This is a genomic window from Nonomuraea jiangxiensis, from assembly GCF_900099965.1.
Taxonomy (GTDB): domain Bacteria; phylum Actinomycetota; class Actinomycetes; order Streptosporangiales; family Streptosporangiaceae; genus Nonomuraea; species Nonomuraea jiangxiensis.
In genome coordinates this window covers 32,852-45,706 of the sequence record NZ_FNDJ01000033.1, presented here as the reverse complement: position 1 = coordinate 45,706, position 12,855 = coordinate 32,852, and the positions used below count along the sequence as shown (strand labels likewise).

Annotated in this window: 11 protein-coding genes; 6 read left to right on the top strand and 5 right to left on the bottom strand. The window is 70.1% G+C overall.

Annotated features, from left to right (window positions below):
- Positions 1-58 precede the first annotated feature (58 nt).
- The 5 genes from BLS95_RS45365 to BLS95_RS45345 all read left to right on the top strand — a co-directional run bounded on the left by BLS95_RS45365 (position 59) and on the right by BLS95_RS45345 (position 4,104).
- Positions 59-487 (top strand): GNAT family N-acetyltransferase, encoded by a 429-nt coding sequence (locus BLS95_RS45365; protein ID WP_245765683.1) that lies wholly within the window; start codon positions 59-61, stop codon positions 485-487.
- A 226-nt stretch (positions 488-713) separates the two neighbouring features.
- Positions 714-1,886, top strand: a complete 1,173-nt coding sequence (locus BLS95_RS45360; protein ID WP_090945828.1) for an RNA ligase RtcB family protein — start codon at positions 714-716, stop codon at positions 1,884-1,886.
- On the top strand, positions 1,883-2,530 hold the full coding sequence (gene prfH / locus BLS95_RS45355) for a peptide chain release factor H (RefSeq protein WP_090945827.1): 648 nt from the start codon (positions 1,883-1,885) through the stop codon (positions 2,528-2,530). Before BLS95_RS45360 ends, prfH begins: the two co-directional genes overlap by 4 nt.
- 105 nt (positions 2,531-2,635) lie before the next feature.
- Entirely contained in the window at positions 2,636-3,700 is a 1,065-nt protein-coding gene (locus BLS95_RS45350; protein ID WP_090945826.1) for a glycerophosphodiester phosphodiesterase family protein, read from the top strand.
- 143 nt (positions 3,701-3,843) lie between these two features.
- Complete coding sequence (locus BLS95_RS45345; RefSeq protein WP_218136290.1) at positions 3,844-4,104, top strand: GH12 family glycosyl hydrolase domain-containing protein; 261 nt, start codon at positions 3,844-3,846, stop codon at positions 4,102-4,104.
- A 3-nt stretch (positions 4,105-4,107) separates the two neighbouring features.
- Here BLS95_RS45345 and BLS95_RS45340 read toward each other — a convergent pair whose 3' ends face one another.
- From BLS95_RS45340 to BLS95_RS45320, 5 genes are all read right to left on the bottom strand, one after another.
- On the bottom strand, positions 4,108-5,550 hold the full coding sequence (locus BLS95_RS45340) for an aldehyde dehydrogenase family protein (RefSeq protein ID WP_090945824.1): 1,443 nt from the start codon (positions 5,548-5,550) through the stop codon (positions 4,108-4,110).
- Between the two features lie 66 nt (positions 5,551-5,616).
- Positions 5,617-7,227 carry a thiamine pyrophosphate-binding protein gene (locus BLS95_RS45335; RefSeq protein ID WP_090945823.1) on the bottom strand — a complete coding sequence of 537 codons (1,611 nt, stop codon included), beginning with the start codon at positions 7,225-7,227 and terminating at the stop codon, positions 5,617-5,619.
- A gap of 99 nt (positions 7,228-7,326) precedes the next feature.
- A complete protein-coding gene (locus tag BLS95_RS45330) occupies positions 7,327-8,643 on the bottom strand; it encodes an MFS transporter (protein ID WP_090945822.1) in 1,317 nt (438 codons plus the stop codon).
- Positions 8,644-8,679: 36 nt separating this feature from the next.
- Positions 8,680-9,753 (bottom strand): histidinol-phosphate transaminase, encoded by a 1,074-nt coding sequence (gene hisC, locus BLS95_RS45325; RefSeq protein WP_090945821.1) that lies wholly within the window; start codon positions 9,751-9,753, stop codon positions 8,680-8,682.
- Between the two features lie 209 nt (positions 9,754-9,962).
- On the bottom strand, positions 9,963-10,919 hold the full coding sequence (locus BLS95_RS45320) for a LysR family transcriptional regulator (protein ID WP_090945820.1): 957 nt from the start codon (positions 10,917-10,919) through the stop codon (positions 9,963-9,965).
- 212 nt (positions 10,920-11,131) lie between these two features.
- Here BLS95_RS45320 and BLS95_RS45315 point away from each other — a divergent pair, with 212 nt between their 5' ends.
- Positions 11,132-12,826, top strand: coding sequence for an FAD-dependent monooxygenase (locus BLS95_RS45315; protein WP_090945819.1), 1,695 nt, complete (start codon positions 11,132-11,134; stop codon positions 12,824-12,826).
- Positions 12,827-12,855: the final 29 nt, after the last annotated feature.

Below are 12,855 nucleotides of genomic sequence, written 5' to 3'. Positions count from 1 at the left end.
CGAACGTGGCCCGGTAACCTGGCGCGTCATGGCGGACTGGAGGATTCGGCCGGCTTCGATGGCGGACGTCGAGGCGGTGGCCGAGTTACGGGCCGTGGTGCTGCGCGCGGACCTGGAGCGGCTCGGGCGGTACGACGAGCGGCGGGTGCGGCAGCGACTGCGGGACAGGTTCGCCCCGGCGCACACCTGGGTGCTGGAGGTGGCCGGCGCCTTCGCCGGCTGCGTGTCGCTGCGGCCGGCCGAAGACGCCCACTGGCTGGAACACTTCTACCTGGCCCCGCACCTGCAGGGCAGGGGCATCGGCGCGGCCGTGCTGCGCGAGCTGCTGGAACGGTGCGACCGCGACGGCACCCTGGTCCGGCTGAACGTGCTGCAGGGCAGTGCGGCCCGGCGACTGTACGAGCGGCACGGGTTCACGCTGGAGGCCGAGGATCCGGTGGACGTGTTCATGGTGCGCGGGCCGGTCATGCCCGCGCGTGACGACTGATCGACGGGTGCCGTGACGCGGCGGTCGGCCTGACCTGGCCGCCGCAGGCGCACGATCGAGTGGGCGCCCCGTACGGGCGAAAATCGTTTGCCTCGGGTGACGGGCTCAGGGGAACGTGGTGTCCATGACGCGTTGACGGACATCACCCCGCTCTTTGAGATGCCACGGCGCCGACCCGCGCCGCCATGCCCGCCCGCCCATGCCTTGTTCAGCGAAGAGAGCGTCTTTGTCGCAGCAACCCTCCCGGCAGGATTCCCCGCTGCCGTCCGCCCCGGCCACGGTCGCCGTGTTCGCCTCTCCCGCGAGCTGGATCGAGTCCGATGCCCTCGCGCAGTGCCACCAGGTGGCCGCCCTCGACGGCATGACGCACGTCGCCGCGATGCCGGACCTGCACCCCGGCAAGGGCGCCCCCATCGGCGCCGCCATGGCCTCGACCAGGCTCTACCCGTTCCTGGTGGGCTCCGACATCGGCTGCGGCATCGCCGTGTTCCCCATCAGGCTCAAGCGCGCCGTACCTGAGAGGCTCGCCGCCCGGTTCCCCGATCTCGACCGCGCGCTGCATCCCGAGCAGGATGCCGACGACCCGGCCTGGGCCGTGGTGAAGGGCGACATTCCCGCCGGTCACATCGAGGGCCTCGGGACGGTCGGCCGGGGCAACCACTTCGTCGAGCTGGCGCGGATCGGGACCGTCTTCGAGCCGGACCACGCGAGCCGGCTCGGACTCGCCGCCGGCGACCTGGTCCTCGTCGTCCACAGCGGTTCCCGAGGGCTCGGCGAGCGGATCCTGCGGGCGCACACCGAGGTCCACGGCGCGGGCCCCGCCCCCGATCCCGGCGCCTACCTGGCGATGCACGACGACGCCGTACGCTGGGGGTCGCTCAACCGGCGGCTGCTGGCCGCCCGGGTCGCCCACGCCCTGGGCACCGAGCCCACCGAGCCGATCGTCGACCAGTGCCACAACCTGGTCGAGGTCCGCGACGGCGGCTACCTGCACCGCAAGGGGGCGGCGCCGGGTGACGGCCGCGACGTGCTCATCGCCGGCACCCGAGGCACGCCTTCCTACCTCGTGGCCGCCCACGCCGGGCCGGACGCCGGTCATTCCGTGGCGCACGGCGCGGGCCGCAAGATGTCGCGTGCCGACGCCCTGCGCCGGGGGCGGGCCAAGCACACGGTCGAGGAGCTGCGCCGCACACCGGTGGGGTCGCTGGTGGTGTGCGGCGACCGCCAGCTGCTCTTCGAGGAGGCGCCGACGGCCTACAAGCGCATCGAGCAGGTGATCGCCGACCTCGTCGCCCATGACCTGGCCACGCCCGTGGCCACCACGGTCCCGCTGGTCACGTACAAGACGCCCGACCTCGGGTCCACGCCCGGTAACCGCCGTAAGCGGGGGCGGTCGTGAGCGTCCACCTGCTCCTGTCGGCCGGGCGCGGCCCGCAGGAGTGCACCTGGGCGCTGGCCCGGCTGCTGCATCGCCTCGAAGCCGACGCCACCCGGCAGAGCCTGGAGACCCATCGCGCCCAGACCGTCCCAGGCGACCGCCCCGGCACCTACCGCTCCGCCCTGGTCCAGATCACCGGAGCCGGCGCCGAGGAGTTCGCCGCCTCGTGGTCGGGAACCCTCTGCTGGCAGGCCCCCAGCCCGTACCGGGCGAGCAGTCGCCGGAAGAACTGGTACGTCATCGCCCAGCCGTGCCAGGTCGGCTCCCCGCGCACGAGCTTCGCCGAAGCGGACGTCGACATCGTCGCCTGCCGCACCGGCGGCCCCGGCGGGCAACACCGCAACAAGGCCAGTACGGCCGTGCGCGCGACCCACCGGCCCACGGGGATCGTCGTCGTGGTCGACACCGAGCGGCAGTTCACCCTCAACCGCCGCATCGCCATGCGGCTGCTGCGTGAGCGCATCGAGCGCGGTGACGAGGCGGCGGAGCGCGCCGTCGCCACCGCCCGCCGGCACATCCACGACGAGCTCGTACGCGGCAACCCCACCCGCGTCGAACGCCCGGAAACGCCGCAGCCGGACCCGGGGTTCTCCCGGCGAAGGTAGCGTTTCGCGAACGTTCATGGCCTCATTACGCCATCGCCGCAGCGAGGGGGCGGGTGGGCCTCTAGCGTCGCCAAGGTCATCTCGACCTAACAAGCGGAGCATCCCGTGCACCTTCGCCATGCCTTGGTAAGTCTGGCCTTCGCTCCCGTACTCGTCGTGCCGCAGGCTGCCCACGCGTCGGCGGCCGATGACCACGGCGTACAGAGCCAGAAGAACCACTTCGACCTGCAAGCCCACCGTGGCGGGCTCGGCATGACGACCGAGGAGTCGCTGGAGGGTTTCGCCAAAGCCCTGCGTCTCGGAGTCAGCACCCTTGAGCTGGACACCCACGTCACCAAGGACCTGAAGGTCGTGGTCAACCACGACCGGCAGATCAGCGCGCAGAAGTGCCGCGACACCGCGCCGGTCACCCCCGAAGACCCGATGTTCCCCTACGTCGGCAAGTTCATCAAGGATCTGACCCTGGCTCAGATCAAGACCATGGACTGCGGATACCAGCAGCTGCCCGGCTATCCCGAGCAGGAGGTCGTCCCCGGCTTCCGGATGGTCGAGCTCAAGGACGTGCTGAACCTCGTCAAGACGTTCAAGGCCAAGCGGGTCAAGCTGAACATCGAGACCAAGGTCGAGGCCGGCGCGCCGGAGCAGACCGCGCCGCGCGAGGTTTTCGTCCGCCGGGTGTTCGAGGAGATCCGCGCCTCGGGCATCGAGGACCAGGTCACCATCCAGTCCTTCGACTGGGGCGCGCTGATGGAGATGCACCGGCTCGCGCGGAAGTGGCCGCTGGTGGCGCTGACCAACTACGACTTCCTCCAAGTGGGCAAGCCGGGCGCCTCTCCGTGGCTCGGCGGGATCGACGCCGACGACTTCGGCGGCGACTTCGTCAGGGCCGCCGCCGCCATCCCGGGCGTCACGGCCCTGTCTCCGGTGTACGGCTTCCCGCAGAACGGCACGATCAGCGATCCGGCCTTCCGCTTCTACGTCGACAAGAAGATGGTCTCGGACGCGCACCGGCGTGGCCTGAAGGTCATCCCGTGGACCTGCGACGACCCCGCCACCATCGAGGCCCTCATGGACATGGGGATCGACGGCATCATCACGGACTACCCGAACCGGGTCCGGCAGATCATGGCCGAGCGCGGCATGCGCCTGCCGAGGGCCTATGACAGGTAACACCTGGTCGGGGCCCGCTATGCCGCGAGCGACGCATGCGCGCATACCGGGCCCCGCCGGCCCGTCCCCGTCTGCGTGTCGGCGATCGTCATCGGCTTCCTCAGCCCGCCCGCGCAGGCCGCCGCCTGGTCCTCCACCGACCGGTGGGGCACCTGGTCCAACGGCGGCTACAAAGCTGGGACGTCTACCGTGGCAGCAACGGCGCCAACCAGGTCTTCTCCTTCGTCAGGACCGGCAACACCAACTCCGGCACCGTGGACATCAAGGCGGTGCTCAACTGGCTGCGTACGAATGGCTGGATGGGTGACGTGACGCTCGGCGACGTGCAGTTCGGCTACGAGATCACCTCGTCCAGCGGGGGGATGGACTTCGTCACCAACAGCTTCTCGGTGTCGTCCTCGTAGCCCCTACCTGACGAGTGGCTGCAGCGACTTCGGTACGAGGTACTCCTCGACCCCGTAGGCACCCCGCTCGCGCCCGTAACCCGAGTCTTTGACCCCTCCGAACGGCGCGTCCCACACCGTCGGGGCATCGCTCTGGATCACGCCGCCGACCCGGAGCAGCCGGGCGACGCTCTCGAAGCGCTCGGCGTCATCGGTCCACACGCGAGCGATGAGGCCGAACCGCGTCGCTTCGGCGAGCTCGATCGCATGCGCCTCGTCGTCGGCAGGCTGGATCACGAGCACGGGCCCGAACACCTCCTCCTGCACGATCGGCGCGCCGGGGTCGTCGGCCACGAGCACCGTGGGCGGGACATACCAACCGCGGGTCAGGTGGGAGACGTCCTGCGACGCGACGGTGCGCACCCCCGCGGTCTCACCGGCCACCCGGAGGTGCTCGGCCACCCTGTCCCGCTGGTCCTGGTTCGCCAGCGGTCCGACGGTGCTGGCCGGATCGGCGGGGTCGCCCACGACGACCTGCGCCATCGCCTCGCGGGCCACGTCCTCGGCCACGTCGAGCAGGTGGCGCGGAACGATCAGCCGAGACAGCGCCGCGCACGTCTGGCCCGCGTTGGCGAAGCAGCTCGCGATCGTGTGCCGCACCGCGGCCCGCACCTTGTCCTCATCGAGCACGATCGCGGCGCTCTTTCCGCCCAGCTCCAGCGAGGTGCGCGTCCCCCACTGAGCGGCGGACATGGCGACCTTGCGCCCGGTCTCGACGGAGCCGGTGAAGGAGACGAAGTCGGCGCGTGCGTGGCCCGCGACCGCGCTGCCCACGCTCCCGCCGCTTCCGCAGACGACGTTCAGTACGCCGGCGGGCAGCCCGGCCTCGGCGAAGGCCTCCGCCACGAGGAACGTCGTGAGCGGGGCGACGTTCGCCGGCTTGAGGACGACGGCGCAACCGGCGGCGATCGCCGGGGCCACCTTCAAGGCCACCTGGAACAGCGGGTAGTTCCACGGGGTGATCGCTCCGACGACGCCAGCCGGTTCGCGGACGACGTCCGAGCCGCCGATCCTCTCGCGCTCCGTGATCGCGTCAAGTGCCGAGGCCGCCGTGAGACGGATGGCCGCGAGGCCCAGGCCCACCTGCGCTCCGTGGACCTGGCTCGCCACGGTGCCGACTTCGGCCTGCATCGTGGCGGCGAGGTCGTCCGCCATGCCCGCCAAAACGTCCGCGGCCTTCCCGACCACGGCGACGCGATCAGCGGGCGACACGTTCGCCCACTGCCTCTGCGCGCGTGCGGCGGAGTCGAAGGCGCGGTCGACGTCCTCGGTGGTGGCGGAGCGCAGCCTGGCGATCTCCTCACCGGTCGCGGAGTCGTCCACCGGCTCGTACGACGTCCCCGACGGAACGACCCGGGCATTGTCCAGCCACAACGAATCGTCGACGATGCCCCTGGGTGCTGCCATGCTTCTCCTTAGATCACGATTGTCGGGCCTGCGAAGCGGGCCGAGAACGCCTCCTCGCGCCGCTGCTCAGCCGATGGGCTGTTCCGCCAGGAGCTTCCACGGGGAGGGAACGTCGCCCAGGGGGACCTCGATGAGCACCGGTGCGTCCGTTCCGCGGGCGTTGCGGATGGCGTCCCCGAGCCCCTCAGGCGTGGTGACCCGCTCCCCCGCGACGCCGAACTCCCTGGCCAGGGCCACGAAGTCGGGGTTCTTGAGCTCGACGCCGATGTTGCGACCGAACGTCTCGCTCTGGATGCGCTGCACGTTGCCGAACGCGTCGTTGCTGAACACCACGGTCACGAGCCCGATGCCGTACTTGGCGGCGGTGGACAGCTCCTGAAGCGCCCACCCGAACCCGCCGTCACCGTTGATCGAGACGACCTGCCGGCCCCCGGCCCCGACGGCGGCGCCGAGGCCGGTCGGGAAACCGTAGCCGAGCGTGCCCTGGTATCCCGGCGTCACGTAGGTGCCCGCTTGATACACCGGGAACGCCAGCCGCGCCGCATAACCGACCTGCGTGAGCTCCTCGACGAAGATGCCGTCGTCCGGCAGGGCCGCGCGGATCGCCCGAAGCCACTCCACCTGCGGCGCGATCACGCTCAGCGCATCGCGTTCGCGCTTGCGGTGGCCGTCGAGCACCGGCGCTTCCCGGTTGCCGCCGGGCAGGGCGTTCACGATCGCCTCCAGTGCGACCTTGGCCTCGGCGATGACCGCGACCTCGAACTCGCGCGGCGCGCCCACATCGGCGGGGTCCGCGTTGATCGCGACGAGGCGGTGGCGGCCGGGCCGGACGACCGGCTGCCCGGTCATGGTGAGGAAGCGAGTGCCGACGGCGAGCACGACGTCCGCGTTCTCCAGGACCTCCGCACCGGCCAGGCGCGACAGGGCGAGCGGGTGCCGGTCGCTGATGGCGCCCTTACCGTTCCGGCTGGTGATGACGGGCGCGCCCAGGCGCTCGGCGAGGGCCTGGAGCGCGGCGCTGGACGCGGCATCGCGTACGCCACCGCCCGCGACGATCACCGGCCGCTCGGCGGCGGCGAGGAGTTCGACGGCACGGCTGACCGAGTCCTCGTCGATCTCGCCGGTGCGGTCACCCGGGGGATTCACCACCCCGGCGGTCGTCGTCGCCTGGAGCACGTCCGGGGGGATCTCCAGGCCGACGGGCCGCGGGCGTCCGCTCGTGACCTGCCTGAACGCTTCGCGGACCAGGCCGGGGATCTCGTCGGGCGACTTCGCGATCCCGTTCCACTTGGTGAGCGAGCGGAGCAGGTCCGTCTGCCCCTGGATCTCATGGAGCAGGCCGAGACCCCGGCCGATGGCCGGCGAGGGGATCTGACCGGCGATGCACACGACGGGACTGTTCGTCGCGAACGCGGTCGACAACGCCGCACCGGCGTTCAGGAGGCCAGGACCGGGCACGACCATGCAGACACCGGGCCGGCCGGCCACCCGCGCATAGCCGTCCGCCATGTACGCGGCTCCCTGCTCGTGCCGCGCCGAGATGAAGTCGATCGCCTCGCGGTTCTGCGCAAGACCGTCCAACGCGTAGTCCAGCTGGATCCCGGGCACGCCGAAAATCGTCTGAACGCCCTCCGCGATCAGCTGTTCGGCGAGAAGTTCTCCACCGGTCTTCGTCATTGGCTTACCTTTCCTCCTGTTCGAGGCTGATATGGGGCATTTGTCCCCTTCAACCTCGCGTCATTCTTACGTGTCGCTTGAACCTCCGGCTCCGCGGGGTTAGATGGCGCTGAGGTCCCGCGTTCTCCCCTCCGCCGCGATCAGGATCGCCACGAGGCAGACGGCGAGCACCCCTATCCACACCCAGCCCAGTACGGCGATTCCGCCGCCGACGGCGACCAGGGAGGTCGCGATGAGGGGTGTGAAGCCCGAGCCGAGCGCCGAAGCGGTCTGGAAGCACAGCGAAGCACCGGTGAAACGCAGGCGCGTGGGGAACAACTCCGCCAGGAACGCGGCGAGCGGACCGAGGATGAAGCCCTGGATGAACTGGCCGACGATGACGGCGCCCGCGAAGCCTCCGGCGGTTCCGGTCTGGATCAGGTTGAGCATCGGGAAGACGAAGATCAGCGCTGCGACGATGCCGACGGCGAGGGGCAGGCGGCGCCCCCAACGGTCGCTCAGCCGGGCGCTGATGATGGCCGCGATGAGGAGGGCGACCGAGCCGAGGATCTTCAGGTTCAGGATGGTCGTACGGTCTGCACCGAGTTCGACGCTGTAGTTGACCGCCCACGAGGTGGCGATGCCGTCGATCGTCAGCTGGCTGATCGCGACGATGATGCCGAGCCCGGCCTGCATCGGGTAGCGGCGCAGGACCTCCAGGATCGGCACCCTCCGCTTCTCCGCCTCCTGGTTCAGCGACTTGAACAGCGGGCTCTCGCTGACCTTCAGCCGGATCATCATGCCGACCAGGACGAGCAGGAAGCTGAGCAGGAAGGGAATCCGCCATCCCCACCCGAGGAACTGGTCCTGCGGGAGCGTGGAGGCCAGGGAGATGGATCCGGTGGCCAGCATCGCGCCGGCGGGCGCGCCGAGGCTCGCGAACGAGGCCGCGAAACCGCGCTTCGCGCCGGGAGAGTTCTCCAGGGCGATGAGCATCGCGCCGCCCCACTCGCCGCCGACGGCCACACCCTGCAGGACCCGGCAGAGGACGAGGAGGATCGGCGCCAAGGCGCCGATCAGGTCGGCGGTGGGGAGGAGCCCGATCGCCATGGTGGAGACGCCCATGAGGAGCATGGTGGTGACGAGCACGCCCTTGCGGCCGAGCCTGTCGCCGAAGTGGCCGAAGATCACGCCTCCGAGCGGTCGTCCGACATAGCCGACGGCGAGCGTGACGAAGGACGCGATGGTCGCCATGGTCGGCGAGAGGTTGCTGAAGAAGACGTGCGGGAAGACGACCGCGGCCGCTATGACGTACAGAACGAAGTCGTAGAACTCGATCACGCTTCCGCTGAAGCTGGACAGCAGGATGCGTCGCATGGGGCCGTGCCACAGCGAGTCGGATCGCTCCTGCGGTGGGGTGTTCTCGGTGATGTCCATGGGAGGTCTTTCGGGTATGTCCGCACGGGAGTGCGGTCAGCGGGGGGGTTCGTTGGCGAGGACGGGCAGGGCGCCGAGGAGGTGCTCGGTGTCCTGCGGGGAGCCGACGGTCACTCGTATGCCGCCGCCGATGGGGCGCACGAGCACGCCGCCCGCCGCGCATTCGGCGGCCACGCTCGCGGTCGATTCGCCCAGCGGAAGGAAGACGAAGTTCGCCGCGGACTCGACGACGTTCCAGCCGCGAGAGCGGAGGGCCGTGGTGAGGACCGCGCGCTCCTCCACGATCGAGGCCACGCGACGCCGGGACTCGGCCACCTGCTCCGGCGTGAGCGCGGCCAGCGCGCCCGCGACGGCGACGCCGTCGATGCGGAACGGCACTCCCAGCCGGGACACGTAGCTCATCACTTCGCTGTCGCCGATGGCATAGCCGACGCGCAGGCCCGCGAGACCGTGCGCCTTGCTGAGCGTGCGGACGACGATCACGTTCGGGTGATCGTCCATGAGCTCCAGGCCGTTGACGTCCCGCGCGAACTCGACGTACGCCTCGTCGAGGATGACCGCGACGTCCTCGGGCACACGCGCCAGGAACTCCTTGAGTTCCGCGTTGGTGTACGCCGTGCCCGTCGGGTTGTTCGGGTTGCAGATGATGACGACCCGGGTGCGGGGCGTGATGGCGCCCCGCATGGCGTCGAGGTCATGGGCGTATGCCAGCAGCGGAACAGCGATCGGCACCGCCGAGTTGGCGATCGCGGCGGTGCGGTAGTACGGAAAGCTCGGCTCGGCGAAGATCACCTCGGACCCGGCCTCGACGAGAACCCCGACGATGTCACGCAGCAGCGCGGTGGATCCGTTGGCGACCGCGATGCGGTCGGACGGCCGGCCGACGTGCGCCGCGATGGCGTCGCGCAGCTCGGCGTACTGCATGTCCGGATACCGGTGCGCGTGCTCCAGCGCGTCCTTCATCGCGTCCACGATCGCCGCCTGCGGAGGCCAGGGGACCTCGTTCGACGCCAGGCGCGCCTGCCTGCGCGTCTCTCCGGCTTCGGGACGTCGCCCCGGCACGTACGGAGGCAACCCCTCAAGCCGGTGGGCGATCCTCAGTGATCCCACGTGTCTCCTTCCGTGAGCGTTCGCCGATCGCGTGCTGTCCGGTCGTGTGCGGCCGGTTGCACTACATTGCGCCCACCAGTGGGATTACGGCAATCACAAATATCGGGCTAAACAGTTCAGAAATTCTGAACTTCTGGCGCCCGCCGCCCCCCGCGGAATGTCCGTTTCCCCGTCGCCATCAGGGACAGGACGGCCGCGCCGGCCGCCCCTCAGAGCGTGCCGGTCTTGCTCACGGGCGTGCCGTCGAGCGAGGCGAACTGCCCCGCGACCGCTTCACGGCAGTAGGCCCGCAGCGCCTCCACCCGGGCCGTGCGCCGGGCACCGGGCGCGGTGGCGAGCACGACGTGGTTCGCGGGGATGTCGTCCGCGATGGGGCGGTACACGATCGGCTTCCCGTCGTACGTCAGGTCGCCGTGGGGACGGCCCATGATGATCGTGTAGCCGAGACCTCGCGCGACGAGCGAGCGAATCGTCTCGACGTTCGCGCTCCGCCAGCGCACCCGGGGCGTGATGCCGGCGTTGCGCAGGATCTCCTCGACGTGATCGGTGGCCGGGCGCATGGCGAGCAGAACGGCGTACTCGTCGCGCAGGGCGCTGAGCGAGACCTTGTCCTGGCCGGCCAGCGGATGGCTCGGCGAGACGGCGAGCTGCAGCCGGACAGGGACGAGCCGCTGGACGTCGACCTCGGAGACGATGTGGTTCTCGTACAGCAGGGCCGCGTCCAGCCTCCCCTCCACCAGGAGGGTCTGGAGCGCCGCCGACGCTCCTTCCTCCAGCTGGAGATCGATCGCCGGGTGACGCTTCGCGAAGTATTCGGCCATCTGCGGGAACAGCCAGGGGGACAGGGTCGTGAAGATCCCGACCCGCAGCGGGCCGCGCAGTCTGCCGCGGATGGTCCCGGCCAGCTCCTGAATGTCATCGACGCAGCGGGCGATCACTCGCGCGGTTTCGTAGACGCTGCGGCCGGCGTCGGTGATCTCGACGCCCTTGCCGCGCGTGCGCAGCGTGAGCTGGACGTCGAGGAGCTCTTCGAGCTGCGTGATGGCGAGCGAGACCCCGCCCGCGGACACGTGCAGCCTCTTGGCCGCCTCGGTGACCGATCCGCTCTCGACGACGGCGCAGAAGTATTGCAGCTGCCTGAGCGAGAGCGCCGAGGTTCCGTTCACTTCAATCTCCTTGAACTATCAATCATGATAGTTGTCATTGCCTGATTTAACCAGCCCCCGCACACTCGTGGTGTTCCGTCCATGGAGGGTTCGCTACAGAGCGTCCAGATCTCGTTACGGGGGAGTTCGACGATGACCGCCAGTCCCACGACCGATCCCCACGCCGGGGCGCGATCTCACCGCGATCCGCTGACCGATTGGAGTCCCAGTAAGTGACCAACTCCGCCACCTTCGACGCCGAGGTCATCATCGTCGGCGGAGGGCCCGTCGGCCTGCTGGCCGCGATGGATCTGGACTCGCGCGGAGTCTCGACGATCGTCATCGAAGAGAACCCCTACCTGGACCCCCCGAACGTCAAGTGCAACCACGTGGCCGCCCGCACGATGGAGGCGTTGCGCCGCTTCGGGCTGGCCGACAGGGTCCGCTCGGCGGGCCTGCCCTCCGACCACCCTCAGGACGTCGTCTTCCTCACCTCGGTGACGGGCACGGAGTTCGGTCGCATCCCGATCCCCTCCGCCGCCGCCCGTCGCGACGGAACGGGGAAGGGTCCCGACACCACCTGGGCGGTCGCCGAGCCGGCGCACCGCGTGAACCAGCGCTTCCTTGAGCCCATCCTCGAGGAGCACGTGGCTTCCCTGGCGAACGTGAGCCTTCGCAACGAGGTCAGGGCCGTCGCGGTCACCCAGGACGAGGACGGCGTGACGGTGGAGGTCACCCCGGTGGGCTCGCAGGAGAGGACGGCTCTTCGCGGTCGCTACCTCATCGGCGCGGACGGTGGCCGCTCGCTCGTGCGGAAGGCGATCGGGTCCTCGTTCCACGGTGACCCCGTCCTGCAGCACGTCCAGTCGACGTGCGTCAAGGTGCCAGACCTGTACGAGCGCATGCCGGCGGGGAAGGCGTGGGGCTACTACGTCTACAACGACCGCCGCAACGGCCATGTCTACTCCATCGACGGCGTCGAGACGTTCCTGATCCACACGTACCTGAGCGCCGAGGAGGCCGAGCGCCAGGAGGTCGACCGCGACCGGGCGATCCGCGACATCCTCGGCATCTCCGACGACCAGTCCTACGAGTTCGTCTCCCGTGAGGACTGGATCGCTCGCCGTCTCGTGGCGGACAAGTTCCGCGAAGGCCGCATGTTCCTCGCCGGTGACGCCGCTCACCTCTGGGTGCCCTACGGCGGATACGGCATGAACGCCGGCATCGCCGACGGCCTCAACCTGTCGTGGCTCCTGAGCGCCGTGATCGCCGGCTGGGCGGACGAGTCGATCCTGGACGCCTACGAGGCCGAGCGCCAGCCCATCACGGACCAGGTGTCCCGCTTCGCGATGTCCCACCTGCGGAAGATCTCCGACACGGATGTGCCCGCCGGCCTGGAGGCCGAGGGCCCCGAGGGGGACGCGGCCCGCGCGGCCTTCGGGAAGCTCGCCTACGACCTGAACGTCCAGCAGTTCGCGGCGGCGGGCCTCAACTTCGGCTACAGCTACGCGGACAGCCCGATCATCGTCGCGGACGGCCCGGCGCCGGAGTACACGATGGGCACGTACACGCCCTCCACGGTGCCGGGGTGCCGCCTGCCCCACCACTGGCTCGCGGATGGTTCGTCGCTGTACGACCACCTCGGTCCGTGGTACACCCTCGTGGTGCTCGATCACTTCGACGCCGCGGAGAGGTGGGCGGAGGAGGCACGCGCCGCGGGCCTGCCCGTCACCGTGGTCAGGCTGCCAGAAGGCGCCGGGGATCCCGCGTACACGACGCCGTTCGTGATCGCCCGTCGCGATCAGCACGTGGCGTGGCGGGGGACGGCACTGCCATCGGATGTCGCCGCCTTCGCCGCCCGGCTCGGTGCCGCGAACCGCTCCCGCAGCGAGCAGGGCTCCGACGTTCTGACCACCTCCACCCGCTGAAACCCCCTGTACCGCGACCAGGTAGACGC